The sequence below is a fragment of the Saccharothrix sp. DSM 118769 genome, assembly GCF_052936295.1.
Genome location: NZ_CP193627.1, coordinates 9,063,644 through 9,089,111, shown reverse-complemented (window position 1 = coordinate 9,089,111; position 25,468 = coordinate 9,063,644). Strand labels below are relative to the sequence as shown.

General features: G+C 73.5%; 22 protein-coding genes and 2 pseudogenes. 15 read left to right on the top strand and 9 right to left on the bottom strand.

From position 1 onward, the window contains the following. Positions 1 to 64 precede the first annotated feature (64 nt). The 3 genes from ACRAKJ_RS38755 to ACRAKJ_RS38745 form a co-directional block, all read right to left on the bottom strand. On the bottom strand, positions 65 to 760 hold the full coding sequence (locus tag ACRAKJ_RS38755; protein WP_438922354.1) for a hypothetical protein: 696 nt from the start codon (positions 758 to 760) through the stop codon (positions 65 to 67). 254 nt (positions 761 to 1,014) lie between these two features. Next, entirely contained in the window at positions 1,015 to 1,923 is a 909-nt protein-coding gene (locus tag ACRAKJ_RS38750; protein WP_438922355.1) for a hypothetical protein, read from the bottom strand. A 208-nt stretch (positions 1,924 to 2,131) separates the two neighbouring features. Continuing rightward, a complete protein-coding gene (locus ACRAKJ_RS38745; RefSeq protein WP_438922356.1) occupies positions 2,132 to 2,449 on the bottom strand; it encodes a hypothetical protein in 318 nt (105 codons plus the stop codon). Between the two features lie 64 nt (positions 2,450 to 2,513). On the opposite strand from ACRAKJ_RS38745, the gene ACRAKJ_RS38740 reads away from it, so the two are divergent. Beyond that, positions 2,514 to 3,611 carry a histone deacetylase gene (locus ACRAKJ_RS38740; protein ID WP_438922357.1) on the top strand — a complete coding sequence of 366 codons (1,098 nt, stop codon included), beginning with the start codon at positions 2,514 to 2,516 and terminating at the stop codon, positions 3,609 to 3,611. Here the strand turns inward: ACRAKJ_RS38740 and ACRAKJ_RS38735 are convergent. After that, complete coding sequence (locus ACRAKJ_RS38735) at positions 3,580 to 3,885, bottom strand: chorismate mutase (RefSeq protein WP_438922358.1); 306 nt, start codon at positions 3,883 to 3,885, stop codon at positions 3,580 to 3,582. The two genes, ACRAKJ_RS38740 and ACRAKJ_RS38735, sit on opposite strands and share 32 nt — an antisense overlap. A 217-nt stretch (positions 3,886 to 4,102) precedes the next feature. Here ACRAKJ_RS38735 and pcrA point away from each other — a divergent pair, with 217 nt between their 5' ends. Further along, positions 4,103 to 6,415, top strand: a complete 2,313-nt coding sequence (gene pcrA, locus ACRAKJ_RS38730; RefSeq protein WP_438922359.1) for a DNA helicase PcrA — start codon at positions 4,103 to 4,105, stop codon at positions 6,413 to 6,415. 372 nt (positions 6,416 to 6,787) lie between these two features. Here the strand turns inward: pcrA and ACRAKJ_RS38725 are convergent, their stop codons facing one another. Continuing rightward, a complete protein-coding gene (locus tag ACRAKJ_RS38725) occupies positions 6,788 to 7,543 on the bottom strand; it encodes a peptidoglycan DD-metalloendopeptidase family protein (protein WP_438922089.1) in 756 nt (251 codons plus the stop codon). A gap of 782 nt (positions 7,544 to 8,325) precedes the next feature. On the opposite strand from ACRAKJ_RS38725, the gene ACRAKJ_RS38720 reads away from it, so the two are divergent. From ACRAKJ_RS38720 to purH, 7 genes are all read left to right on the top strand, one after another. Next, on the top strand, positions 8,326 to 9,954 hold the full coding sequence (locus tag ACRAKJ_RS38720) for a hypothetical protein (RefSeq protein WP_438922090.1): 1,629 nt from the start codon (positions 8,326 to 8,328) through the stop codon (positions 9,952 to 9,954). Between the two features lie 263 nt (positions 9,955 to 10,217). After that, entirely contained in the window at positions 10,218 to 11,387 is a 1,170-nt protein-coding gene (gene sucC, locus ACRAKJ_RS38715) for an ADP-forming succinate--CoA ligase subunit beta (RefSeq protein WP_438922091.1), read from the top strand. 2 nt (positions 11,388 to 11,389) lie between these two features. Continuing rightward, entirely contained in the window at positions 11,390 to 12,280 is an 891-nt protein-coding gene (sucD, locus tag ACRAKJ_RS38710; RefSeq protein ID WP_438922092.1) for a succinate--CoA ligase subunit alpha, read from the top strand. 186 nt (positions 12,281 to 12,466) lie between these two features. Then, positions 12,467 to 13,138 carry a DUF5336 domain-containing protein gene (locus tag ACRAKJ_RS38705; RefSeq protein WP_438922093.1) on the top strand — a complete coding sequence of 224 codons (672 nt, stop codon included), beginning with the start codon at positions 12,467 to 12,469 and terminating at the stop codon, positions 13,136 to 13,138. 135 nt (positions 13,139 to 13,273) lie between these two features. Next, positions 13,274 to 14,881 (top strand): cell division protein PerM, encoded by a 1,608-nt coding sequence (locus ACRAKJ_RS38700; protein WP_438922094.1) that lies wholly within the window; start codon positions 13,274 to 13,276, stop codon positions 14,879 to 14,881. Positions 14,882 to 14,936: 55 nt separating this feature from the next. After that, complete coding sequence (purN, locus tag ACRAKJ_RS38695; protein ID WP_371320613.1) at positions 14,937 to 15,572, top strand: phosphoribosylglycinamide formyltransferase; 636 nt, start codon at positions 14,937 to 14,939, stop codon at positions 15,570 to 15,572. Next, entirely contained in the window at positions 15,569 to 17,152 is a 1,584-nt protein-coding gene (gene purH / locus ACRAKJ_RS38690; RefSeq protein ID WP_438922095.1) for a bifunctional phosphoribosylaminoimidazolecarboxamide formyltransferase/IMP cyclohydrolase, read from the top strand. The genes purN and purH overlap by 4 nt, the downstream gene beginning before the upstream one ends. 55 nt (positions 17,153 to 17,207) lie before the next feature. Here purH and ACRAKJ_RS38685 read toward each other — a convergent pair whose 3' ends face one another. Next, positions 17,208 to 17,822, bottom strand: a complete 615-nt coding sequence (locus tag ACRAKJ_RS38685; protein ID WP_438922096.1) for a hypothetical protein — start codon at positions 17,820 to 17,822, stop codon at positions 17,208 to 17,210. A 138-nt stretch (positions 17,823 to 17,960) separates the two neighbouring features. Between ACRAKJ_RS38685 and ACRAKJ_RS38680 the strand changes: the two genes are divergently transcribed. The 5 genes and pseudogenes from ACRAKJ_RS38680 to ACRAKJ_RS38660 all read left to right on the top strand — a co-directional run. After that, entirely contained in the window at positions 17,961 to 18,140 is a 180-nt protein-coding gene (locus tag ACRAKJ_RS38680) for a hypothetical protein (protein ID WP_438922097.1), read from the top strand. Between the two features lie 346 nt (positions 18,141 to 18,486). Next, positions 18,487 to 19,200 carry a hypothetical protein gene (locus ACRAKJ_RS38675; RefSeq protein WP_438922098.1) on the top strand — a complete coding sequence of 238 codons (714 nt, stop codon included), beginning with the start codon at positions 18,487 to 18,489 and terminating at the stop codon, positions 19,198 to 19,200. A gap of 104 nt (positions 19,201 to 19,304) precedes the next feature. Continuing rightward, on the top strand, positions 19,305 to 20,681 hold the full coding sequence (locus ACRAKJ_RS38670; RefSeq protein ID WP_438922099.1) for a Y-family DNA polymerase: 1,377 nt from the start codon (positions 19,305 to 19,307) through the stop codon (positions 20,679 to 20,681). A gap of 639 nt (positions 20,682 to 21,320) precedes the next feature. After that, positions 21,321 to 21,818: pseudogene (locus tag ACRAKJ_RS38665) on the top strand (PHP domain-containing protein); the annotation flags it as partial. Position 21,819: 1 nt separating this feature from the next. Then, positions 21,820 to 22,694, top strand: a pseudogene (locus ACRAKJ_RS38660) (helix-hairpin-helix domain-containing protein); the annotation flags it as partial. A gap of 108 nt (positions 22,695 to 22,802) precedes the next feature. On the opposite strand, the gene ACRAKJ_RS38655 reads toward ACRAKJ_RS38660, so the two are convergent. After that, positions 22,803 to 23,369, bottom strand: coding sequence for a dihydrofolate reductase family protein (locus ACRAKJ_RS38655; RefSeq protein ID WP_438922100.1), 567 nt, complete (start codon positions 23,367 to 23,369; stop codon positions 22,803 to 22,805). A 75-nt stretch (positions 23,370 to 23,444) separates the two neighbouring features. On the opposite strand from ACRAKJ_RS38655, the gene ACRAKJ_RS38650 reads away from it, so the two are divergent. Further along, positions 23,445 to 24,008, top strand: a complete 564-nt coding sequence (locus ACRAKJ_RS38650; protein ID WP_438922101.1) for a TetR family transcriptional regulator — start codon at positions 23,445 to 23,447, stop codon at positions 24,006 to 24,008. Positions 24,009 to 24,293: 285 nt separating this feature from the next. Here the strand turns inward: ACRAKJ_RS38650 and ACRAKJ_RS38645 are convergent, their stop codons facing one another. Together ACRAKJ_RS38645 and ACRAKJ_RS38640 are read right to left on the bottom strand one after the other, a co-directional pair. After that, the gene (locus ACRAKJ_RS38645) at positions 24,294 to 24,587 is read right to left on the bottom strand and encodes a DUF3017 domain-containing protein (RefSeq protein ID WP_438922143.1); all 294 of its coding nucleotides are present in this window, start codon (positions 24,585 to 24,587) and stop codon (positions 24,294 to 24,296) included. A 19-nt stretch (positions 24,588 to 24,606) separates the two neighbouring features. Then, positions 24,607 to 25,464 (bottom strand): bifunctional methylenetetrahydrofolate dehydrogenase/methenyltetrahydrofolate cyclohydrolase, encoded by an 858-nt coding sequence (locus ACRAKJ_RS38640; RefSeq protein WP_438922102.1) that lies wholly within the window; start codon positions 25,462 to 25,464, stop codon positions 24,607 to 24,609. Positions 25,465 to 25,468 lie beyond the last annotated feature (4 nt).

Genomic DNA, 25,468 nt, shown 5'->3' with positions numbered 1-25,468 from the left:
TGGCTGATAAACACAGTTGACATGCACATTCGGTCAACTGACAGCGGTGGATCGTCACTCACCGTCAATGTCGCTGCGCGGACAGGACCTCCGTGTCGAGGATGCGCGGCACCGTCGTGTCGGTCAGCCGGAACACCTGCTCGACCCGCATCCAGCCGCCGCCGCGCTCCTGCATCGACACCACGGCGAGGACCGCGCCGTCCGGGCGCAGGGTGGTCGACTCGATCGTGATCGCCTGCACCCCGCGCCACGCCGACACGAACTCGCGGGCGTCGTCGCCCAGCAGCTCCGGCGACAGCAGCCGGGAGGCGTCGGCGGGCCGGGCGGGGAGCAGCTCGAAGAACCGGCGCACGGTGTCCACCTGCGGCCTCGGCCCGATCGGCAGGACGGCCCGCACGTCCTCCCCGACCGGGGACGGCACGTCGACCGCGAGCGGCGCGGCGAGCGGCGGCTGGTCGGCCGGGTCGTCGCCGGTGAAGCCGCCCAGGCGGTCCGCCAGCACGTCCGGGCGCAGCGCGGACGCCCCGCTGATCGCCTCCGGCGCCTCGACGCGCGGTTCCCCCGGCCCGGGGTCGCGGTGCGCGGCCAGCAGCGACGCGGCGGTCGCGGAGGCCAGCACCAGCGCCGCCCCGGCGGCCACGCCGACGAGCCGCGCCCGCCTGCCCCGCCGGTCCGGGCGGGCCGGCGGGACGGGCTCCGGGCCGAGCGGGCCGGTCACCGGGGCGTGCGCCGCGGCCCGCCCGGGGGGAAGGACGCGCACCGGCGCCGGCTGCTTCCTGATGAGCTCGGCAACGGACACCGAACCCGCGCGGCTGTGCCGGCGACCGCTCGTCGTGGGGCGCTGCACTGACGACTCCTCGGCTGGACGACGCAAGACACGTACCGCGTCCGACCAGCGGAAAGCCAGTTCAGCGCATGAGTTCACCCTTTAGTGGCGGTGAGTGGCCAACAGTTGTCGCTCGATCGGGGGAAGCACTACGGAACGGCGTTCCGCTGTGCGTCCGTGAACGACCGCTAGGCGCTCCCGGCGGGCCGCTCGGCGTCGATCAGCAGCTCGCCGACGGTGGTGAACACCAGCTCCCGCCGCTCGGTGCTGGTCGTCCCGTCCTCGCGCGTCACGCGGATGGTGCTGACCGTGACGCCCCGGGCCGGGTCCACGCTGATCCGCTCGACCTCGACCAGCGCCACGTCGGCGAACCGCCCCGCGGCCAGCGCCCGCGCGGTCGACCGGAACCCCTCCGACACCATCGCCGCGGCGGTGTCCGCGTTGCGCACCGCCTCCTCGTAGAACCGCTCCGTGCGGTCGGCGATGGTCTCGGCGTCGACCAGCGGCGCCGAGTCGCCGGGCACGGTCGTGACGCTGGGCGCGGCGGGGGCGACCGCGGTCGCGGTGCGGCTCCCGGACGAGCCGCCGGGCGGGTCGCCCGCGCCGGCGGGGGAGCGGTCGCCCTGGGCGGCGCGCAGGCCCTCACCCGCCCGGCCGGCGGCGGGGGCGCGCTGGTCGCGCGGGACCGGGGCCGCCGTCGTGCCCGCCGTCGACGGGGAGCTGCTCGGGAAACCGGTCAGCAGCGGCACGTCGGTCGGGTAGCCGGGCATCCCGATGCGCTCCACCGGGTTGACCGACCCGACCAGCTTCGCCGCGGCGATGGCCAGGCCCACCAGCACGCCCGCCGAGGACAGCACCGCGAACCACGCGGCCCGCTTCCACGTCCTCGGCGGCGTCACCGAGGCGGGCACCAGCCCGATGTTGAACTTCCGCAACCCCACCGCGTCGGTGTCGACGAGCGGGTCGCGCACCCGTTGCGCCGGCAGGGAGGCCGGCGGCGCGGACGTGCGCGTCAGCTCGCCGCCCACGGGCAGCCAGATCGCCGCCCCGTCCTCGACCCGGTGCCTGCCCGACCGTCCCGGTTCCCCGATGCCCATAGTTCGCGCATACCCCTCCCACCCCCTGGTCGGAGGCCCGGGAAGGGCGGTTCACCTGTGGGCTCAAGTGACTTGCGGGGGCACCGGGGGTGGGTGTCGTGAACCCCGCATCGACCTCACCGTAGGTCCGGGGTCGGCACCGGGCCGCCCGGACCGGCCCCGTGACGGCCACCTCCACACTTAAGAGTGAATTTTGGAGGTTTATCGATCAGCTTCCGCTGTTGAGCCGCTTCCGGGTGCCCTGGAGCGCGTTGGTGGCGGCCAGCCCCGCGCCGCCCGCGATCAGCGCGCCGATGACGTCGCCGGACACACCCTCGCCGGCCGTGATGAGCAGGCCCACCAGCGCGATGATCGTGGTCACCCCGGCGACGGTCCACCGGCTGCGGACGTACTGCGCGACGGGCGCGCCCGCGGCGCGCTTGGACTTGGCGACCGAGCCCAGCATCGCGAGGTACCCGTCGTGCGCCAGCGCGGCCAGCACACCCAGGATCGCGACGAGGCCCGTGATCAGACCGATGACTCCCATGTGCACAGTGTGCCCGCGGCCAAACCCGCTGGACCATCCGTGATCGCCCTGATATCCACCGGTCGTGGAGGTCTTCTGGCACGACGCCTGCCTGGAGCACGACACGGGCTCGGGCCTGTGGGAGCTGCCGGGCTCGTGGGACTGGCTCGACGTCGCCGAACCGCACCCGGAGAGCGCCGCCCGGCTGCGCACGTTCCGGCACGCCCTGCGGCACGGCCCGGTCGCGGAGCACCTGACGTGGTCGGCCGGCCGGTTCGCGACGGACGACGAGCTGGCCCGCGTGCACACCCCCGAGTACCTCGCGGACCTCCGCGACGCCTGCCGGCGGCGGACGAACGTCGAGGTCAACACGGTCGTCGGCCCCGGCTCGTGGGACGCGGTCCGGGCCGCCGCCGGCACCGCGCTGACCGCGTACGAGGCGGTCGCCGCGGGCCGCACGCGCCTGGCCTACGCGCTGGTCCGCCCGCCCGGCCACCACGCGCAGCCGGGCCTCGCGGACGGGTACTGCCTGGTCAACAACGCCGCGCTGGTCGCCGAGACGGCCCGCCGCGCCGGGCGCCGGGTCGCCGTCCTGGACTGGGACGTCCACCACGGCAACGGCACCCAGGAGGTGTTCCGCGACCAGCCGGACGTGCTCACCGTCTCCGTGCACATGCGGCACGGCCCGTGGGGGGCGAACCACGCGCAGACCGGCGGGCCGGAGGAGAGCGGGCCGGGCAACGTCAACGTCGAGCTGTCCCTGGGCGCGGGCGACCACGCCTACCGGCGGGCGCTGGAGGAGGTGGCGTTCCCGGCGATCGCCGAGCACGGCGCGGACCTGCTGGTCTGCGCCTCGGGCTTCGACGGCTCGGCGTTCGACCCGAACGGCAGGCACAACCTCACCGCCGCCGGCTACCGGTGGATCGGCGGCGCGGTGGCCGGCCTCGGCCCGCCCGCCGTGCTCACCCAGGAGGGCGGCTACCTGCGCGGGTACGCCGCGCTGTGCCTGCACGCCCTCGTGGAGGGCCTGCTGGGGCTGGAGCTGCTGGAGGACCCGCTGGCCTACGTGCCGGACGACACCCAGCTGGTGGACGCGGACCTGGCGCGGGCCAGGGCCGCGCTCACCGGCTGGGGGTTCGTCCGGGCGGGCACTAGCGGCCCATCGGACCGCGGCCCAGCTTGAGCAGGATCATGGCCAGGTCGCGGCCCTCGGGGCCGAGTTCCCGGTACCGGTTGAGCACGTCGATCTCCCGGTTGTGCACGATCCGCGTGCCGCCGGCGGCCATCCGCGCCGCGCCGATGATCTTGGAGACCTCGATCCGCCGCTTGACCAGCCGCAGCAGCTCGGCGTCCAAGTGGTCGATCTCCTGGCGCAGCGCGTCGATGTCGTGGTCGGTGTCGCCCTGGTCGGCGTCGTCGTGGTTGGCGCCGGCGGGGGCGGTGTCGGTGCTGTTCATCGTGAGGACCTCTCGAACTCCGGGGGAGTCCCCGTCCCGGAAGCGGCGAAAGCCCCGGGGTCCGAGGACTCCGGGGCTTCGTGGTGGCTTGGCGCGCTAGCGTCCCACGGGAGCCGGAGTCCGGTTCCCGTAGAAAAACTCGAAGTGGGTCGCGCGCACAACCCCACTATGCCACAGCCCCCGGCTTGTCGGGGGCACCCGGTAACGTGGACGGACGATGAGCGCCTTGTTCGACTTGCCCGCAAGTCCTCCCTCCCCCAGGTCCGCTCGACTGCTCGACGACCTCAACCCGGCCCAGCGCCGGGCCGTCGAGCACGCCGGGTCGCCGATGCTCGTCGTCGCCGGAGCGGGTTCCGGCAAGACGAGGGTGCTCACGCGCCGGATCGCGTACCTGCTGTCCGAGCGCGACGTGCACCCCGGTGAGGTCATGGCCATCACCTTCACCAACAAGGCCGCCGCCGAGATGAAGGAGCGCGTGGCCGACCTGGTCGGCGGGCGCGCCCGCTCGATGTGGGTGTCCACGTTCCACTCGATGTGCGTCCGGGTCATGCGCCGCGAGGCCAAGGTGCTGGGCATGTCGTCCACCTTCTCGATCTACGACTCGGACGACACGCGCCGCCTCATCACCCTGGTGGCCCGCGACCTCGACCTGGACCCGAAGCGGTACCCGGCGCGCACGCTCGCCGTCCACATCTCGAACCTCAAGAACGAGCTGGTGGACGCGGCCACGGCCAAGGACCGCGCGGCCAACGACCTGGAGCGCCGCGTCGCCGAGGTCTACGAGAGCTACCAGCGCCGGCTCACCGAGTCGAACTCGCTCGACTTCGACGACCTGATCATGAAGACGGTCGAGCTGCTCCAGGGCCACCCGGACGTGGCCGAGCACTACCACCGCCGGTTCAAGCACGTGCTGGTCGACGAGTACCAGGACACCAACCACGCGCAGTACACGCTGGTCCGCGAGCTGGTCGGCACCGGCTCCGACGGCGTCCCGCCGGCCGAGCTGTGCGTCGTGGGCGACGCGGACCAGTCGATCTACGCGTTCCGCGGCGCGACGATCCGCAACATCGTGGAGTTCGAGCGGGACTACCCGCAGGCCACCACGATCCTGCTGGAGCAGAACTACCGGTCCACGCAGACCATCCTGTCCGCGGCCAACGCGGTCATCTCGCGCAACCCGGACCGGCGCGACAAGCGGCTGTGGAGCGACCTGGGCGACGGCGAGAAGATCGTCGGCTACGTCGCGGACAACGAGCACGACGAGGCGCAGTTCGTCGCGAACGAGATCGACCGGCTGGTCGACTCCGGCGAGGCGAACAACGGCGAGATCGCCGTGTTCTACCGCACCAACAACCAGTCGCGCGTGTTCGAGGAGATCTTCATCCGCCTCGGCCTGCCCTACCGGGTCGTCGGCGGCGTGCGGTTCTACGAGCGGCGCGAGGTGCGGGACGCCCTGGCATACCTGCGGGCGCTGTCCAACCCGGACGACACGGTGTCGCTGCGGCGCATCCTCAACGTGCCCAAGCGCGGCATCGGCGACCGCGCCGAGGCGTGCGTGTCGACCTACGCCGAGCGCGAGCGGGTCGGGTTCGCCCAGGCCCTGCGCGACGCCGTGGTCGGCAAGGTGCCGATGCTCAACCCCCGCTCCCGCAACGCCATCGCCGGGTTCGTCGAGATGATGGACGAGCTGGGCGTGCTGGTCGAGCGCGGCGCCGACGTGGCCGACGTCCTGGAGGCGGTGCTGGAGAAGACCGCCTACCGGGCCGAGCTGGAGGCCAGCGACGACCCGCAGGACCACACCCGGGTGGAGAACCTGAACGAGCTGGTCACGGTGGCCCGCGAGTTCACCGACCTGGGCACGGCGGTCCCGGTCCCCGAGGAGGACGAGGGGCTGCCCGCCGAGGGCTCGCTCGCCGCGTTCCTGGAGCGGGTGTCGCTGGTCGCCGACGCCGACTCGGTGCCGGACGCGGAGTCCGACGGCGTGGTCACGCTGATGACCGTGCACACCGCGAAGGGCCTGGAGTACCCGGTGGTGTTCTGCACGGGCTGGGAGGACGGCGTCTTCCCGCACATGCGGGCCCTGGGCGACCCGGCGGAGCTGTCCGAGGAGCGGCGGCTGGCCTACGTGGCCATCACGCGGGCCCAGCACCGGCTGTACCTGTCGCGGGCGCTGGTGCGCTCGGCGTGGGGCCAGCCGTCGGCGAACCCCGCGTCGCGGTTCCTGGACGAGATCCCGGCCGACCTGGTCGACTGGCGGCGGGTGGAGCCCCGGCGGTCCGCGCCGTCCGCGCCCACGTCGTGGGGCCGGTCGTCGACCTCGTCGCGCCCCGCGCCGGCGGGCAACCAGTGGAAGGACACGCCCGCGATCAAGCTCGACGTGGGCGACCGGGTCACCCACGACAAGTACGGGCTGGGGCGCGTGGTGGCCGTGGACGGCTCCGGGCCGCGGGCGACCGCCACGATCGACTTCGGCGGCTCGGGCACCGTGCGGCTGATGCTCATCGGCGGCGTGCCCCTCGTGAAGCTCTGAGGGGTCCTCTCCCCGCACGTGCTCGACCGCTCTGCACGTGCTCGACCGCCCTGCCGCGCTCGGCTGCGCCGCCGAAAGCTCCACGAGCCGCCTGGGATCACTCGATCGGGGAAATCCGGATTCGGGTGCAACCCGGGCGGCGAGTGGGCGTCTATAGGGGTGTCACCAGCGGGACGCCCGCGCCGTTCGGGGCGGGGCGGGCATCGGGGAGCCGCCGGTGGCGAGGGGGGAAGTGGTGCGTCACCACCGCGTCGGGGCGGTGGCCGCACCGAGGGGTGACACCGCCGGGGGGCGGTTGCACGACGAAGGGGTGAGGCCGGGCTGCTCGTCGAGCAGCCCGGCCTCTGTCGTCACGGGCCCCGCGGGGCCGGGTCAGACGCTGATGCCCTTGGAGTTCAACCAGCTCAGCGGGTTGATCTTCATGCCCTCCGCGTTCCACACCTCGAAGTGCAGGTGCGGACCGGTGGAGAAGCCGCGGTTGCCCATGCGGGCGATCTGCTCGCCCGCCGCGACCCGCTGGCCCTTGCTGACGGAGTAGGTGTCCACGTGGCCGTAGACCGTCGTGGAGCCGTCGGGGTGCTCGACCTTGACCCAGAGGCCAAAACCGCTTGCGGGACCTGCCTCGACCACGACACCATCTGCGGCGGCCAGGATCGGCGTGCCGATCGGGCCCGCGATGTCGATGCCGTAGTGCATCTCGCCCCAGCGACCGCCGTAACCGGAGGTGAAGGAGCCGGCGGCGGGACGCGCGTACTTGGGGCGCTGCGCCTCGGCCTCGGCGGCCTCGCGGTTCTCGGTGATCTGCTGGCTCTTGACGAGCTTCTGGGCCTCGGCTGCCGTGTCGACGGTCTTCGCGACGGGCAGGACCTGCGGTGACGCGGGTCCGCTGCCGCCGACGCCGAACGCGGCGGCGCCTTCGGCGGCGTTCGCGAGGGGCGTGACCTCGTCGGCGGAGGAGGGGGAGTCGGAGCCGAGCGCGTGGAGCGTCTGGCCTGCGCCGGCGGCGGCGAAAGCGCCTACGGCGACGGCTGCGACCACGATCCGGCCGCGCAGCGCCGAGGGCGGCGGCGGGAGCCGGTGGGTGCTGACCGCACGCGTCGAGGCGGATTCGACCGCTTCGTCGAGCACAGCAGAACTCGTATGGCCGCCGGGGGAGCGGTGTCGGGACAAAACCTGGCCTTCCGTCTTCGGGGAGTCCGGTCGGACACCGGGCGGGGGATCCCGGTCGAGCCGGTCGGGGTAACCGACTCGCTGTCCTGCTTGTGACCAGACCGTGACAACGGACCGGGGGAAGATAACGGGGCGAGACCCTTAAGGGCAATCCCCTGGGTCGATGTCCACCGCTTAGCGGCGCAGGGGTCCCGGAGAACTGTCAACTGTGACTATGAGTCATCGACCCGTCGGGAAACCCGGTGCGTACAGGCATGATGGGGTGGTCTACACCATCACCTGATCGTGTGGCCGGGGTCACTACTGCGCGTTGCGCGACGCGGGCAACCGATACTCAAAGGTGACCTGAATCACGTATCCGCCGGCCCCGCGCAGGCGTCCGGGACGCCCTGGACGGGCGTCGCGGACGAGCGTCGTGACGACCTCGCCGCCGCGGTGCCCCGACCGCACCGCGGAGGCGGATCGCACTCCTCCGACCCGTGAACCGGCTGTCCCGTGACCGGCTACCCCGTGGGTCGGCGCACTTCGGGTGCCCGGCGTTCCCGACCCCGAAACGGCCGGACCCCACCGACCGCCCCAGACCACCCGTACGAGTGAAGGTAGCCGGCACCCCCGACAACGGGCGGGCTCGCGCGCGTATTCCCGCATATGCGCCCTTCGACCCACCCGCCCCCGACCCCTCCACCTCCGGCCGACCGCGCGCCGCGACCACCCCTCCCGCCTTTGCTAGCGTCCGACCGGTGATCCGAACCGCGGACCCGGTCCCATCGACGCCCACGAGGCTGCGCGCGGCGGTCGGGCTGGGCCTCGCCGGCTCGCTGCTCGGCGCGACCGCACCCCTGGTCGGGGTGGTCGACGCGGGCGCGCCCCCGGCGTTCACCGCGTGGCCGCTGCTGGCCGTCCTCGCCTTCGCGCCCACCGCCCTGGCCGCGGTCCTCCTCGCGCGCGGGCACGGGGCCGGTGCCGCCGCCTCCCTCCTCGCGCCCGCCGCCTTCGCCGTCGGCCGGCTGCTCGTGGACCTCCAGGTCCTCGTCGGCCCCCTCGACGCCGCGCGCCCCGAGCTGTTCCGCCCGCCCGCCCTCGACCCGCCCGCCCCCGCCGCCGGGGCGTGGCTGCTGATCGCGGGCCACGTGCTGCTGGTCGCCGCGGGCGCGCTGGCGGCGGCGGCCCCCGCCGAGCCGGACGCGCGCGGCGGGCGCGCCGGCTTCGTCCTCCCCGCGGTCGCGGGCCTGCTGGCGGGCGCCGGCCTGGTCGCCGCCCCGTTCACCTCCTCCGACGCGCTGGTCCCGGCGGGCGGCGCGCTCGACTCGCCCGCCCTGCCGATGCTCGGCGGCCTGCTGCTCGTCGTGGCCGCGCCGGCCCTCGCCGTGCTCGCCGCCGGCGCCCCCACCCCCGAGGTCCGCCGGGGCGGCCTGCTCGGCCTGGCCGCGACCCTGGTCACCGTCGCGCTCCCGCCGATCGCCGCCGGCCTGGCCGTCGACCGCCTCGACCCCGCGCCCGGCCCGTTCCTGGTGCTCGCCGCCGCCGTGCTGCTCGCGTGGCCGGGGCGGGCCCGCGAGCGGAACGCCGACCGCGCCGACCCCGAGCTGCCCGGCCTGCGCCGCCTGCACGCCGCGGCGGGCGTCCTCGGCCTCGTCGCCGCGGCCTGCGCCGTCGGGGGCGCGCTGGCCGACCAGCTCGTGCTCCCGGCCGGCCTGCCCGCGCCCACCGCCTACGCCGCCCGGCTCCTCTGGCCCGCCGCGGTCGCCACCGCCGCCCTCGGCGCGGCCCTGCTCGTCAGGGGCGCGGTCCGCCCGGCGTTCGCCGTGGCCACCGCCGCCGTCCCGCTCGCCGCCGGGGGCGCCCTCGACGCCGTGTTCGCCGCCACGCGCGTCGATGCGGTCCAGCCCGGCCCCGGCACGTGGTTCACCGCCGCCGCCGTGGTGGCCGCGCTCGCCGCCGCCGCCACCGCCGCCCTGGCCGGCGCGGTGGAGCGGGACGAGGCGGGCGTCGAGCGCGCGGAGGCGCCGCTGCCGCTGGTCGCGGGCGCCCTCATCGCCGCCCTGCTCGCCGTCGGCGCGTTCGCGCTGCCCGTGGTGGAGGCTCCGGACCACGCGCCGATCACCGCGTTCGGCCTGCGCGTCGGCTCCTGGGGGCTCCTGGTCGCCCTGGTGGCCGTGCTCGGCGCCGCCGCCGTCGCCCTCGGGGCCCGGCCGGGCCGCGGGGCGGCGCTGCTGCTCGGCGCCGCCGCGGTCACCGGCACCAGGGCGCTGGAGTACCCGCTCACCGCCGCCCGCGCCGCCGGCGCCGAGCCCGGACCGGGTCTGTGGCTGGCGGTCGCCGCCACCGCCGCCCTCCTGCTCACCGCGGCCGTCCGGACCGCCCGCTGACCGCGCCCCGCCCGTCCCCTGGATCGGTGTGGTGATCGACCTCACCACCTCTATGACGGACTTCACGGGCGTGGGGTGCGGCGGACTCCGAGCAGGTCGATAGTGTTCTGCGCAGCCGCGTCGAGCCGGTCCCCCCACGGCTATGCCGGCGTTCCAGGTGATGCCTGGTACGTGAGGGCACCAGGCGCCAGCCTGGAGCGCCGGACCATCGAGGACCGCACGAAGAGGCGCGGTGTCCGACACCGACGTCGCAGGAGACCCGAGTGGACCTGTACGAGTACCAGGCGAAGGACCTCTTCGCCGCCCACGACGTCCCGGTACTTCCGGGCGACGTGGCGACCACCCCCGCCGAGGCCAAGGCCATCGCCGAGCGCTTCGGCCAGACCGTCGTGGTGAAGGCCCAGGTCAAGACGGGCGGCCGCGGCAAGGCGGGTGGCGTCAAGCTCGCCGAGAACCCGGACGAGACCCAGGCGAAGGCCGAGGCCATCCTCGGCCTCGACATCAAGGGCCACACCGTGCACCGCGTGCTGGTGACCCCCGCGTCCGACATCGCGGAGGAGTACTACTTCTCCTTCCTGCTCGACCGCGCCAACCGCACCTTCCTGGCCATGGCCAGCGTCGAGGGCGGCATGGACATCGAGGAGGTCGCCGCGACCAAGCCCGAGGCCCTGGCCAAGGTGCCCGTCGACGCGATCAAGGGCGTCGACCGCGCGAAGGCGGACGAGATCGTCGCCGCCGCGAAGTTCCCGGCCGAGGTGGCCGACCAGGTGGCCGACGTCATCGTGAAGCTCTGGGAGACCTTCGTCTCCGAGGACGCCACGCTGGTCGAGGTCAACCCGCTGGTCCGCGACCCCGAGGGCAGGATCGTCGCCCTCGACGGCAAGGTCACGCTCGACGAGAACGCCTCCTTCCGCCACCCCGCCCACGAGGAGCTGGTGGACAAGCAGGCGGAGGACCCGCTGGAGGCCAAGGCCAAGGCGAAGGGCCTCAACTACGTCAAGCTGGACGGCCAGGTCGGCATCATCGGCAACGGCGCCGGCCTCGTGATGTCCACCCTCGACGTGGTCGCCTACGCGGGTGAGAAGCACGGCGGCGTGAAGCCCGCCAACTTCCTCGACATCGGCGGCGGCGCGTCCGCCGAGGTCATGGCCAACGGCCTGGACATCATCCTGAACGACCCGGACGTGCGTTCGGTGTTCGTGAACGTCTTCGGCGGCATCACCGCGTGCGACGCGGTCGCCAACGGCATCGTGGCCGCGCTGGGCATCCTCGGCGACGAGGCCGCCAAGCCGCTCGTGGTCCGCCTCGACGGCAACAACGTGGAGGAGGGCCGCGCCATCCTGGCCGAGGCCAACCACCCGCTGGTCACCGTGGTGGACACTATGGACAACGCGGCCGACAAGGCCGCCGAGCTCGCGGCTGCGGGGGTCTGACGATGGCTATCTTCATCACCAAGGACAGCAAGGTCATCGTCCAGGGCATGACCGGCGCCGAGGGCACCAAGCACACCAAGCGGATGCTGGCCTCCGGCACGAACATCGTCGGCGGCGTGAACCCGCGCAAGGCCGGCGAGAAGGTCGACTTCGACGGCAACGTGCTCCCGGTGTTCGGCGGCGTCGCCGAGGCCATGGAGGCCACCGGCGCGAACGTCACCGTGATCTTCGTGCCGCCGGCGTTCGCCAAGGCCGCCGTCATCGAGGCGATCGACGCGGGCATCGAGCTGGCCGTCGTCATCACCGAGGGCATCCCGGTGCACGACACCGCCGCGTTCTGGGCGCACGCCGTCGCCACCGGCAACAAGACCCGGATCATCGGCCCGAACTGCCCCGGCCTGATCAGCCCCGGGCAGTCGAACGCGGGCATCATCCCGGCCAACATCTCCGGCGCGGGCAAGATCGGCCTGGTGTCGAAGTCCGGCACGCTGACGTACCAGATGATGTACGAGCTGCGCGACTTCGGCTTCTCCACCGCCATCGGCATCGGCGGCGACCCGATCATCGGCACCACGCACATCGACGCCCTGGCGGCCTTCGAGGCCGACCCGGAGACCGCGGCGATCGTGATGATCGGCGAGATCGGCGGCGACGCCGAGGAGCGGGCCGCGGCCTACGTGAAGGAGAACGTCACCAAGCCGGTCGTCGGCTACGTGGCGGGCTTCACCGCGCCCGAGGGCAAGACCATGGGCCACGCGGGCGCGATCGTGTCCGGCTCGGCCGGCACCGCGCAGGCGAAGAAGGAGGCCCTGGAGGCCGCCGGCGTGAAGGTCGGCAAGACGCCGTCCGAGACCGCCGCCCTCATGCGGGAGATCATGCAGTCGATCGGCTGACAATCACCCGTTCGTGGAACACACTGAAGGCCACCTCCCACCCGGAGGTGGCCTTCAGCACACCCCGACCAGGTTGATCGGGCGGCCCCGCGGGGAACCACGGGAGTCCGGTCGTCGTCGGAGAGTGCGCATCGGCTAGCGTTCTGTCGTCCCGATCAGTACCCCGCAGGTGGAGGAGACCGCACCATGTCCCAGCCGTACGGCGCCCCTCAGCAGCAGCCGGGACCGGCGCAGCCGGCGGTGGGCGTGAACCTGAACCTGATCCTGCCGCTGGTCGCGGCCGGTTTGGCGTTGATCGCGTTCCTGCTCGCGTTCGCCGACGACGTGCCGTCCTCGGGCGGTATCGAGTACCTGTACGCGGCGGGCATCCTCGCCGGCCTGTCCGTCCTGCCGAAGGCGCCCCGCGGCCTGCTCTACGCGGCCGTGCCGTTCGCGCTGATCCCCACGCTCCAGCTGCTCCAGGCCCTGATCAAGACCGAGGCCGACGTGCAGGGCATGCAGGTCGTGCTGCTGATCGTGGCGCTGCTGCTCGCCGCCGCCGTGGTGCTCAGCCTGCTCCTGGAGACCGGGGTCGTGAAGTTCACCCCGAAGCCCGCGAACCCCTACGGCCAGCAGCCCGGTGGCTGGAACCCGCAGTCCGGCGCGTTCCCGCAGCAGGGCCAGCCGCAGCAGTACGGCCCGCCGTCCGGCCAGTTCCAGCAGCAGCAGCCGCCGGTGCCGCCGCAGCCCGGCCAGCAGCCCGGCCAGCCGCAGCCGACCTCGTACATGCCGCAGCCGGGCCAGTTCGGCCAGCCCGGCCAGCAGCCCGGCCAGGGCACCCCGCCCGCCGGGTTCGGCGGTCCCCAGCAGCAGGGCTGACGCACGTCGTGGAGGGGTGGCACCGGTGCGCCGGTGCCACCCCTCTTCGCGTGCGCGGCGTGCCTCACCCGAACGGCCCATCGTGACTGGGATGGTGGACAGATGTCGGTGCTGCAAACGACTTCCCACGGTGCCGTGACGGACTCCGTGCGCCCACCCGAGTTCTCCCGCGCGGAACGCGTGCGGGTGCTCACCACGACCGCCGCCGGCTCCGTCGTCGTCGGGTACGCGGCCGTCGCGGCGCTGCTCGCGCTGATCTCGTCGACCGCCGCGCACGCGTCGTTCTCGACCACCGGCGTGCTGACCGCCGCCGCACCCGGCTGGCTGGTCGCGCACCACGTGCCGATCCGGTTCGACGGGGGGCAGCTCGGGATGCTCCCGCTGCTGCCGACGGCGCTGGTGATGCTGCTGGTGTACCGGGCCGCGGCGAGCGCGGCCGACCGGCTCGGCCTGTTCGAGCCGCTGCAGGCCAGGTCCGTGGTGTTCAGCATCTCCGGCACGCACGCCGTGGTCGGCGGCGTGATCACGTTCCTGATGGGCGACGACGGCGTGGTGCGCGCGACGCCCGCCGTGGCGTTCTTCGGGTGCGCCGCGGTGTCCGCCGTGGCGGCCGTGGCGGGGGTCGCCCAGCGCTGCGGCCTCGTGGAGGTCGTGTTCGAGCGCATCGACCCGGTGGCGCGGCGCGGTCTGCGGGCCGGCGCGCTGGCGCTGTTCGCGCTGACCGCCGCGGGGGCCCTCGTGCTGGCCCTCGGCCTGCTGTTCTCCTGGTCCACGACCGCCGTGCTGTTCGACCAGACCGGCGGCACCATCGGCACCGGCCTCGGCATCTGGCTGCTGTGCCTGGCCTACCTGCCGAACGCGGTCGTCGGCGCGCTGTCGTACGTCGTGGGTGCCGGGTTCTCCCTCGGCTCGGTCGTGGTGCGCCCGCTGGAGTTCGTCGGCGGCCCGGTGCCCGCCGTGCCGCTGCTGGCCGCCCTGCCCGAGCAGCAGGCGGGCTACCTGCCCCTGGTGCTCGTGCTGCCGGGCGCGCTCGGCGTGCTGGTCGGGTTCGCGCTGCGCAACGCCGCCGGGACGCCCCGGGCGAGGGTGCGCGCGGTGCTGGTCGCGGCGGTCACCGCGGCCGTCGGCCTGCTCGTGCTGGCCGCCGTCTCGGGGGGTGCGCTGGGCAGCGGCGCGTTCAACCCGGTCACCATCCCCGCCGGGCTGCTGGCCGTGCTCACGCTGGCGTGGATCGGCGTGCCCGGCGCGATCGTGGCCTGGTTCTCCGGCCCGCGCCCGGTCCGTGCCCCGGCGCCCGCGCCCGAACCGGTGACCGAGGCCGTCGAGGCGGAGCCCGGCACCGCCGAGGAGGCGGACGACGAGTACGACGACGAGGAATACGACGACGAGAACGAGGACGACTACGAGGAAGAGGACGACCTCGACGACGTCACCGACGATCTCGACGATCCCGAAGACCTCGACGCCGACGACCCCGAGGATGCCGCCGACTTCCAGGACGCCGAGGACGACGAGGATGCCGACGACTTCGAGGACGCCGACGACCTCGACGGCTCCGAGGACGACCCGGACGACCTGGACGACGACCTGGACGACGACCCGGACGACGACGCGGACGACCCGGACACCGAGCCGGACGACGACGCGGACACCGAGCCGGACGAGGACCTGGACGAGGACCCGGGTGACGGCCCGGACGAGGACCCGGACGCGGAGCCGGACCTGGCCGACAAGCCGAGGTGAGCACCGCCTAGGCTGCTCTTGAGCTGCTGTGACAGTCCCCAGCAAGGAGAGCACGCTGAGCGCCGCGACCACACTCCGGCTTCCCGTCCCCGCCAGGGTCGTCGTCCTCGTCTCCGGTTCCGGCACCCTGATGCAGGCGTTGCTGGACGCGGCGGCCGACCCCGGTTACCCGGTGGAGGTGGTGGCCGTCGGTGCGGACCGCGCCGGCATCGAGGGCCTGGCCCGCGCCGAGCGCGCCGGCGTCCCGACCTTCACCGCGAAGCTGCGCGACCACGCCGACCGGGCCGCGTGGGACGTCGCCCTCGCCGACGCCGTCGAGGCGCACCGGCCCGACCTCGTGGTGTCCGCCGGGTTCATGAAGATCCTCGGACCCGCCTTCCTGGCCCGCTTCGGCGGCCGGATGGTCAACACGCACCCCGCGCTGCTGCCCGCGTTCCCGGGCGCGCACGGGGTGCGTGACGCCGTCGACTACGGCGTGAAGGTCACCGGCGCCACCGTGCACCTGGTGGACGGCGGCGTGGACACCGGGCCGATCCTGGCCCAGGAAGCGGTCGTCGTCGCCGATGACGACGACGTCGAAAGCCTGCACGAGCGCATCAAGGTGGTGGAGCGGCGGTTGCTCGTCGACGTGGTCGCCCGCCTGGCCCGCGAGGGCTGCACCGTGAACGGACGAAAGGTGAGCATCCCGTGACCACTCCTGCCGAGAGGCGACCGGTTCGTCGGGCCCTGATCGGGGTGTCCGACAAGTCGGGGCTGCTGGAACTGGCCGCCGGCCTGCACGCGGCCGGGGTCGAGATCGTCTCCACCGGCGGCACGGCGCGCGCGCTGGCGGACGCCGGGGTGCCGGTGACGCCCGTGGAGAGCGTGACCGGGTTCCCCGAGGTGCTCGACGGCCGCGTCAAGACGCTGCACCCCGGCGTGCACGCGGGCCTGCTCGCCGACACCCGCCGCGAGGCCCACCTGGAGACCCTGCGCGAGCTGGGCATCGAGCCGTTCGACCTGCTCGTGGTGAACCTGTACCCGTTCGCGCGGACCGTCGCGTCGGGCGCGTCCCCGGACGAGTGCGTCGAGCAGATCGACATCGGCGGCCCCGCCATGGTGCGCGCGTCGGCGAAGAACCACGCCAGCGTCGCCGTCGTGGTCGACCCGTCCCGCTACGGGTGGGTGCTGGAGCAGGTGAACGCGGGCGGCTTCACGCTGGCCGAGCGGCAGGGGCTGGCCGTCGACGCGTTCCGGCACACCGCGTCCTACGACGTGGCCGTGGCCTCCTACCTGGGCAGCGTCGTCGCGCCCGACGACGAGGGCTCCGGCTTCCCCGGCTGGGTCGGCGCGACGTGGGACCGCAAGCAGGTGCTGCGCTACGGCGAGAACCCGCACCAGGGTGCCGCGCTCTACACGAGCGGCGACGGGCGCCCCGGCCTCGCCACCGCCGAGCAGCTGCACGGCAAGGAGATGTCCTACAACAACTTCGTGGACTCCGACGCCGCCTGGCGCGCCGCGTGGGACCACGAGCTGCCGTGCGTCGCGATCATCAAGCACGCCAACCCGTGCGGCATCGCGGTGTCCAAGGTGGACGGTCCGGGCGCCGTCGCCGAGGCCCACCGCAACGCGCACGCGTGCGACCCGGTGAGCGCGTTCGGCGGCGTGATCGCGGCCAACCGCGAGGTCACCGTGGAGATGGCCGAGCAGGTCGCCGACATCTTCACCGAGGTGATCATCGCCCCGTCGTACGCCGACGGCGCGGTCGACGTGCTGACCCGCAAGAAGAACATCCGCGTCCTGGTCGCCCCGGAGCCGCGGCGCGGCGGGGCGGAACTGCGGCCGGTCTCCGGCGGGCTGCTGCTCCAGACCGCCGACACCATCGAGGCCGACGGCGACGACCCGGCCAAGTGGGTGCTGGCGTGCGGCGAGCCGCTCTCCGAGGAGGGCCTCGCCGACCTCGCGTTCGCCTGGCGCGCGTGCCGGGCCGTGAAGTCCAACGCCATCCTGCTGGCCTCCGGCGGCGCCACCGTCGGCGTGGGCATGGGCCAGGTCAACCGGGTCGACGCGGCACGCCTCGCGGTGACCCGCGCCGGTGACCGGGCCAAGGGCGCGATGGCCGCGTCCGACGCGTTCTTCCCGTTCCCGGACGGCCTCGAAGTGCTGCTGGAGGCCGGCGTGCGCGCCGTCGTGCAGCCCGGCGGGTCGGTCCGCGACGCGGAGGTCATCGCGGCGGCCGAGGCGGCCGGCGCCACCGTGTACCTGACGGGCACCCGGCACTTCGCCCACTAGACCGGCAGCACGCGAGGGCCTGGCCGGGACGACCCGGCCGGGCCCCCGCGTGCTGTCAGCGCACCAGTTCCTCGGCCGTCCTGCGCACCACGGCCTCGGCCTCGTCCACCGGGAACGCCGAGTCGCTCAGGAACCCCTTGTCCCGGCCGAAGTAGCGGATGTTCCACACCACCGCGCCCTTGCGCACCAGCAGGTTCACCTCGGTCAGGTCCGTCGACGAGGAGGGGATCACGACCATCGCCTGGTCGCCGAGGCCGTCCACCTGCTTGGCCTGCGAGCCCGAGGCGTAGGACGTGAAGCTCGTGTAGTTGCCCTCCGCCATCTCCTCGTTCCGGTCGGACTTGTCGGAGAACTTCGCGTAGTCGTAGACCAGCACGTGGATCGTCCGCGGGTTGCGCCCGTCCTTGCCCTTCGTCTGCTCCCAGGCGCAGTGCGTCTGCTTCATCCCCTTCTCCGCGTCGGCGGGGGCCTGGATCAGCCGGAAGCTGCTCACGTGCGCCTGCTGCTTCAGCGAGTCGCTCACCGCGCACTGCGCGACCGGCTCCCCGCCGGGCCCACCCCCGGGCTCCTCGGCGTAGTCGAGGTAGAGCATCCCCACCACCCCCGCCGCCACCAGCACGACGACCGCCACCACGACCCCGACGACCACCCCGGTCCGCTTCTTCCGCACCGGCGGCGGCCCCCCGTACCCAGGCCCGCCAGGCCCACCTCCACCCGGCCCGTACCCGCCCGACCCGCCCCCACCCGGTCCATACCCGCCCTGCCCGTAGCCGCCCGGCCCGTACCCGCCGGCCGGCCCCTGCCCGGGTTGGACCCCGTACGCCCCCAACGCCCCCTGCGCTCCCTGCTGCCCCGACGCCCCCTGCGGCGGTACCGGTTGCTGCGGTACCGGTTGCTGCTGCGCCGGTTGCTGTGCCTGGTGCGGTTGCTGCCCGGCCTGAGGTTGCTGTCCAGGCTGCGGCTGCTGCCGGTGCCAGTCCTGAGGTGAGTTCACGGTTCCCCCCGTGCTGCGGTCGATGGGCCGGAAGCAGTCTGCCAGTCCAACCGGCAGCCACCCCCTCTCCCCGCCGGGCTTCCTGTCCCCGCTGCGCTCCGTGTCCCGCTGCGCTCCCCGCGCCGTGCCCGCTCTCTTCCTGCCACGCACGCGTTGCGTCCCTCGCCCTGCTCGCACAGATTCCCGATCGTGTGATCGCGTCGCCGGCCATTGACACGGACGGCATCCCTAGCGATAAGATCACCATGTCGTTCGAACAAGTGTTCGACAGACAGGTCGCCGACTTCCCACGGCGATCCGCGCACAGGGGTGCGCGCGGATCTGTGGGAGGGGAGGGCGGGTGTCGAGGTCGGCAACGGCGACGCTGACCGCGCTCGGGGTAGGCGCGGCGGGCGAGCTGACCAACGCACCGGTCCGGGCTCTGCCAGTTCGCGGGGAACTGGCAGAGCTCCTCCTGTGGGGCGGCCTGCGGCGAGGCAGCACGGTGTCGGTGCGCGGGTCGACATCGTTGCTGCTCGCGCTGATGGCCGCGGCGACGGCGGAAGGATGCTGGGCGGCTGTCGTCGGCCTGCCGCGGTGCGGGGTGCTCGCGGCGGCCGAGTCGGGGGTGGCCGTCCACCGACTCGCTCTGGTCCCTCGCCCCGGCGGGGACCGGAGCGAGATCGGGAAGACGACCGCCGCCCTGAAGACGACCGCCGCCCTCCCGGACGGTTTCGACCTGGTCGTGGTAGCCACCCAGGTGACCCACGCGGCAGCACGCACACTCTCGGCCCGAGCCAGGCAGCGCAGGTCCGTCCTGCTCCCGTTCGCCACCAGGTGGCCGGGCGCCGACGTCGAACTGACCGCCACCTTCGACCCCTGGACCGGCCTCTCCCAAGGCCACGGCCTCCTCACCGCTCGCCCCACCACGGTCCATGCCACGGGCCGTGGCGCCGCCGCGCGCCCACGCCGCACCACCTTCCCCCTGCCGGGCACCGCAGCCCCGTCCCCCTCACGCCACCGCCGCCCCCTGACACCGGTGCCGGCGAAACCCGCCAACCCCAAGGTGGTGTGACCCCTCCACCACCCCTCCCGCACGCCGCTCCGTTGCCCCCACTTCCCACTTCCCCCAAGGGGTGAATCCTGTACACGCTCGCTGTCTGGTGTCCCGACTGGCCGGTGGTCGCCGCGTCCGCCGAGGCCGCCCTGCTGCCGCACGTGCCCGCCGCCGTCATCGGTTCGGGCGAGGGGATCGCCTGCTCGGCAGTCGCACGGGCCGAAGGCGTGCGGCGAGGGATGCGCGAGCGCGCGGCACAGGCGCAGTGCCACGAACTGGTCGTCCTCGACCACGTCGAGGCCCGCGACACCCGCCTGTTCGAGCCGATCGCGGCGGCGGTCGAGGAACCCGCGCCGGACATCGAGGTGGTCCGCGCCGGACTGGTCGCGGTCGCGGCGCGAGGGCCGGTCGGCTACCACGGCTCTGCCCAACAAGCGGCCCAACAAGCGGCCCAACAAGCGGCCCAACAAGCGGCCGAACGCCTGGTCGACCACGTCGCCGCGCGCACCGGCGTCGAAGCCCAGGTCAGTTTCGCCGACGAGGTGTTCGCGTCGACCCTGGCCGCTCACCGGGGCGTCGTCGTGCCACCCGGCCGCAGCGCCGACTTCCTGGCACCGCTCGGCATCCACGAACCCGACCAGCCCGCCGACCACCGCGAGGACCTGACCCGGTTGGTCGACCTCCTGCGCCGCCTCGGCCTGCGCACGCTGGGCGCGTTCGCCGAGATCTCCGAACGCGACGTCGCCACCCGCTTCGGCAGACAGGCCGTGCCGGCCCACCGCCAGTCCGCCGGTCGGGAGGAACGCCCCAGGTCACGCCGCCGCCCACCGCCCGACCTGACGGTGACCCAGCACCTCGACCCGCCCGTGGAGCGGGTCGACGCGGCCGCGTTCGCCGCCAAGGGACTGGCCGAACGCCTGCACACCGTCCTCGCCGACCACGGCCTCGCCTGCACGCGACTGGGCATCCGGGCCACCACCGAGGACGGCGAACAACTCCGCCGGGTGTGGCACTGCGCCGACCCGCCCACCCCGCAGGGCATCGCGGACCGGGTGCGCCGGCAACTCGACGGGTGGCTCACCCGGGCCACGCTCACCTCCGGCATCGAAGTGCTCCAACTCGACCCCGAAGAGATCGTCGACTCCACCACCGCCCTGCAACCCGGCCTGTGGCCGGGCGCGGGCCAGGACCAGGGTGAGGCGACCGAACACGCGGCGAGGGCGAGGGTGCACGTCCAGGGCCTGCTCGGTCCGGACGTCGTGGTCACCGGCTACGCCGAACTCGTCGCCCACCCGCACCGCATCGTCCACGCGGGACGGGCACGACAGGTGACCGCCTGGTCGGGCCCGTGGCCGGTGGACGAACGCTGGTGGGACGGAACCACCGCCCTCCGCGCCGCCCGCCTCCAGGTCCTGGGCACCGCACCGGACGGCGAAGAACAAGCATTCCTGCTGATCCGCGCGGGCGGTAAGTGGGCCGTGGAAGGGGTGTACGACTGATGACCGATCGTCCCGAGCACAAGCACCACAAGGACAACACCACACCGGCCGCGCCGATCACCTGGCGCGAGTCGAACCGCGCCGAACCACCCGGCCCGGCAACCACCGCCGACCGGAGCCGGGCAACCCACGCCCAACCCGCCCACCCGCAGCCCATTCATCCCCGGCCCACCCACGCCCAACCCGCCGACAGCCAAGCCACCTACAGCCAGCCCGCCCACGGTCGGCCCGCCCACGACCGAGCCGCCGACGATATTCCTGCCCACGACATGCCTGCCCACGGCCGGCCCGTTCACGGACTGGCCGGCTGGTTGACCGAGTTCGACATGCCCGAACAGCGCTCCGTACCCGAACACCGCTCGGACGAACCGGCCTACCCCACGAACTTCGGCTGGACCCCACCCCCGAACCCACCGACATCGGCCGCGCCCCCACTGCCCAGGCGCGTCCCCCGGAAGCCGCCGCCACCAGCGGCCCCTCTGCCCCCGCTGGTGGCGGCCCCTCACCCGCACACGTGGCGGCCACCGCGCACGCCGTCCTCCGCCCGGCAGTTCTCCGCCTGGCAGTCGCCCGACCTCCTGTCGCTGATCCCGTCCCCCCGACGCGCCCCGGACACCCTGCCCTGACGGATGTGTGCTGATGGGCTGGAACAACCCGCCGGTCCGGTGGGCCGACCTGGAGCGGGCGCTGTCGGGCGAGCCCCAGGCGCCCGACAGCGACGACGGGCCTGGGTGGACTCGTCGCCGTGACCGGTACCAGGCACCGGCCGCCGCCGGGCTCAAGGTCGACGAGCTGGGCCTCACCCGTTCGCGCGTCCCGTACGTCGAGCCGCACTGCCACTCCAACTTCAGCTTCCTCGACGGCGCGAGCCACCCCGAGGAACTGGTCGAGGGCGCGCAGCAGCTCGACCTGGACGGCATAGCGCTGACCGACCACGACGGCATGTACGGCGTGGTGCGGTTCGCCGAGGCCGCCAGGGAGTTGGGCGTGCGCACGGTCTTCGGCACCGAGCTGAGCCTCGGCCTGTCGGCACCGCGGAACGGCGCACCCCACCCGGAGGGCGAGCACCTGCTGCTGCTCGCCACCGGCCGCGACGGCTACCACGCGCTGTGCCGCACCATCACCAGCGGCCAGCTCGCACCCGGCCGCGTTCTGCGCGGCCCTGCTGCGTTCAGCCCATGGGCTTCTACTCCTCTCAATCACTCGTGGCCGACGCCCGCCGCCACGGCGTGCGCGTACTCGGTCCCGATGTCAACGCCGGCCTCACCCACGCCACCCTCGAACCCGTCGACGGTGACCAGGCCGTCCGCATCGGCCTCGCCGGTATCCGGGGCATCGGGCGACAGGTCGCCGAAGCCGTTGTCGCGCAACGGGATGCGGCCCGTTCCGGGACGTGGCGGACTTCGGCGCCCGTGTCCGGCTCACCACCGCGCAGGTCGAGGTTCTGGCCACCGCAGGCGCCTTCGGTTGCTTCGGCCTCGACCGGCGTGCCGCGCTGTGGGCGGCGGGGCCGTGGCGAAGATCCGCCCCGGCCACCTGCCCGGCACCACCGTCGGCACCGACGCCCCCGCCCTGCCCGGGATGGACGAGGTGGAGTTGGCCGTCGCCGACGTCTGGGCGATGGGCCTGTCCCCGGACAGCTTCCCGACCGAGTTCGTCCGGGAACGGCTCACCGCCCTGGGCGCCCTGTCGACCGCCGCCCTGGCCGACGTGCCCGACGTGCCCGACGTGCCCGACGGCGCCAGGGTGCTGGTCGGGGGCGCCGTCACCCACCGCCAACGCCCCGCCACCGCGGGCGGCGTCACCTTCCTCAACAACGAGGACGAGACGGGCATGGTCAACGTCGTCTGCACCGCCGGCCCCTGGTCCCGCTGCCGTCGAGTCGCCCGGACGAGCCCGGCGCTGATCATCCGGGGCGTCGTCGAGTCGGCAGGGGGAGTTGTCAGCGTCCGCGCCGAACGCCTCCAGTGCCTGGAGCTGCGCATTCCTTCTCGTTCCCGCGACTTCCGCTGACGGCGTGGCGGAAGGGGAGGCTGCTCGACGGTCGTGCGGGTGTGGTCGTCGAGTGGGATCGCGATGGGACGCGTCGGCAGCCGTGCGGGAGCGGGTCGGTTCGATCGGTCAGGTGGGGTCCTCCCTGCTGTAGGTGGTGAACGCGACGCCCGTGTCGAAGGTCCTCGTGGACGTCACCGCGAAGCGCGCCGCCGGGAAGTCGCCCGCGAACAGAGGGATTCCCCTGCCCAACACGATCGGGTGGACCTTGAGGACCAGTTCGTCGATCTCGGGCAGCAGGGTGGCGGCCAGCCTGCCGCCGCCGCACAGCCAGATCCCCAGGCCCGGTTCGGCCTTGAGCTCGCGGACCGTCGCCAGGGGATCGGCGACCACCTGCACGTCAGGCGGGGTGGAACCGAGTCTGGAGGAGGCCACGTACTGGCGCAGGTGCGGGTACGGGCTGGGTGGCCCGCCCGGTACCTGGTAGGTGGCGCGACCCATGAGGACCGTGTCGAACTCCTTGTTCGGGGCGTCGATGCCCAGCGCCTGGCGCGCCTGGCCCGGCAGGGTGTCGGGGTACTCCTCGAAGATGGCCGTCATGTGGTCGCCCTCGAAGAGGAAGTCGCCGTACCCGCCCGTCGGGTCGGCGATGAACCCGTCGAGCGAGGTGGCGATGAAGTAGGTCAGGTTCCGCATGGCTCATTCCTCCGTGTCTGGCGTCAACCACTTCGACTGTAGTACTATGGCTGGAGTGGTTGTCAAGGAGGGATCATGACGAGTAACCCGACCAGGCGAACGGCGCTGGTCGACGCGGCGATCGAGGTGCTCGCCCGTGACGGCGCGCGCGGGTTGACCTTCCGGGCGGTCGACGTGGAGGCCGCCGTGCCGAAGGGCACGGCGTCCAACTACTTCGCCAACCGCGACGACCTGCTGAGGCAGGTGGCGGAGCACATCCACGTCCGCCTCACGCCCGACGCGGTGCGACTCGCCAAGACCATGGACTCGCCGCCGGACAAGAGTCTCGTGGTGCGGCTGCTCCAGGAGCTGCTCGGGCGGCTCCAGGTCGACCGGACCGGGTACCTCGCCCTGCTGGAGCTGCGGCTGGAGGCGACCAGGCGCCCCGAGTTGCAGGCCGCGCTGACCAAGACGATCAGCCGGACCCTGGAGGAGAACGTCCGCTTCCACCTGGACGCGGGCCTGCCCGGTGACCGCACCACGGTCGTGTCGCTCTACCTGGCGATGAGCGGACTGGTCGTGGAGCACCTGACGTTGCCCGACGTGCTGCCGGAGGAGGAGATGACGCGATTGATCACCGCGCTCGTCGAGCGCGCCTGACCGGGACCCGCTGCCGGCGGGGAGCTGGTCGCGGGGCGAGAGCTGCTCGCCGGTGGCGGATGGCTGACGGGCGGATCGGCCGCCCGGCGGGGACCGGGTGCTCAGGCGGCCCAGGCGTCCGAGTCGTCAGGCGTCCGGGCGGGCCGAGTCGCCCAAGGCCGAGTCGCCCAAGGGTGGGCGTCCGGAGGCGGGCGTCCGGGTGGGCCGAGTGCGTGGCGGCCTGACCGGCTCGGCCGGCGGGACCGAGCCAGGCGGGGGTCGGCGGCCGTCGGTCCTCCGCGGGTACTAGCGGTCCAGGGGGCCGCCGATGATGGTCATGGCGACCACTATCACGGCGAAGCCCAGGCCGGTGTAGAGCAGTGCGTCGACGCTGCGGCTGCGGATGGCGATCAGGCCCGCCTGTTCGTCGGTCACCATCACCCGCAGCAGGGCGGCGACCAGCAGCGCGAGGCCGATCAGCACGACGCCCTGCCGCCAGTGGTACTGCACGATCCGCACGAAACCGAGGAGGCTGATAGCCAGCACCAGGGCGAACGGCAGGTGTCGACCTGCCGCCGACCGCCAGCGCTGTTCCGGCAACAACTCCACCGCTTCCGCCTCAGGCCGTCGCGAGGTTGCGCTCGGCTGCCTCGACCGTGTTGGTCAGCAGCATGGCAATGGTCATCGGTCCCGCGCCACCCGGGATCGGGGCCAGGAAGCCCGCGACCTCGGCCACGTCGGGGTGGACGTCGCCGACCAGGCCGGCGTCGGTGCGGGTGATGCCGACGTCGACGACGGCCGCGCCGGGCTTGACCATGTCGGCGGTGATCAGGCCGGGGCTGCCCGCGCCCGCGACCACGATGTCCGCCCGCCGGACCTCGGCGGCGAGGTCCTTGGTGCCGGTGTGGCACAGGGTGACCGTGGCGTTCTCGGAGCGCCTGGTCAGCAGCAGGCCGATCGGGCGGCCGACGGTGACGCCGCGGCCGACGACGGTCACGTTGGCGCCGGCCAGCGGCACGTCGTAGCGGCGCAGCAGCTCGACGACGCCGCGCGGGGTGGCGGGCAGCGGGGCCTCGTCGCCGAGGACGAGCTTGCCCAGGTTGACGGGGTGCAGCCCGTCGCCGTCCTTGCGCGGGTCGATGCGCTCCAGGATCGGGTTCGGGTCGAGGTGCTTGGGCAGCGGCAGCTGCACGATGTACGCGGTGCACGCCGGGTCGGCGTTCAGCTCGTCGATGACGGCTTCGAGCTGCTCCTGCGTGGTGTCCGCGGGCAGGTCGCGGCGGAGGGAGGTGATGCCCACCTTGGCGCACGCGAGGTGCTTGCCGCGCACGTACGAGTGCGATCCCGGGTCGTCGCCGACCAGCACGGTGGCCAGGCCGGGCGTCACGCCCTGCTCGGCCAGGGCGGCGACCCGCCCGCGCAAGTCCTCGAAGATCGCGTCCCGGGTAGCCCTGCCGTTGAGGATCGTCGCAGTCACGTGC

Bases quoted from the DNA above. Each gene is read 5' to 3' on its own strand.
- ACRAKJ_RS38750 (WP_438922355.1), bottom strand. From the start codon at position 1,923: ATGGGCATCGGGGAACCGGGACGGTCGGGCAGGCACCGGGTCGAGGAC.
- ACRAKJ_RS38745 (WP_438922356.1), bottom strand. From the start codon at position 2,449: ATGGGAGTCATCGGTCTGATCACGGGCCTCGTCGCGATCCTGGGTGTG.
- ACRAKJ_RS38735 (WP_438922358.1), bottom strand. From the start codon at position 3,885: ATGAACAGCACCGACACCGCCCCCGCCGGCGCCAACCACGACGACGCC.
- pcrA (WP_438922359.1), top strand. From the start codon at position 4,103: ATGAGCGCCTTGTTCGACTTGCCCGCAAGTCCTCCCTCCCCCAGGTCC.
- sucD (WP_438922092.1), top strand. From the start codon at position 11,390: ATGGCTATCTTCATCACCAAGGACAGCAAGGTCATCGTCCAGGGCATG.
- ACRAKJ_RS38705 (WP_438922093.1), top strand. From the start codon at position 12,467: ATGTCCCAGCCGTACGGCGCCCCTCAGCAGCAGCCGGGACCGGCGCAG.
- ACRAKJ_RS38655 (WP_438922100.1), bottom strand. From the start codon at position 23,369: ATGCGGAACCTGACCTACTTCATCGCCACCTCGCTCGACGGGTTCATC.
- ACRAKJ_RS38650 (WP_438922101.1), top strand. From the start codon at position 23,445: ATGACGAGTAACCCGACCAGGCGAACGGCGCTGGTCGACGCGGCGATC.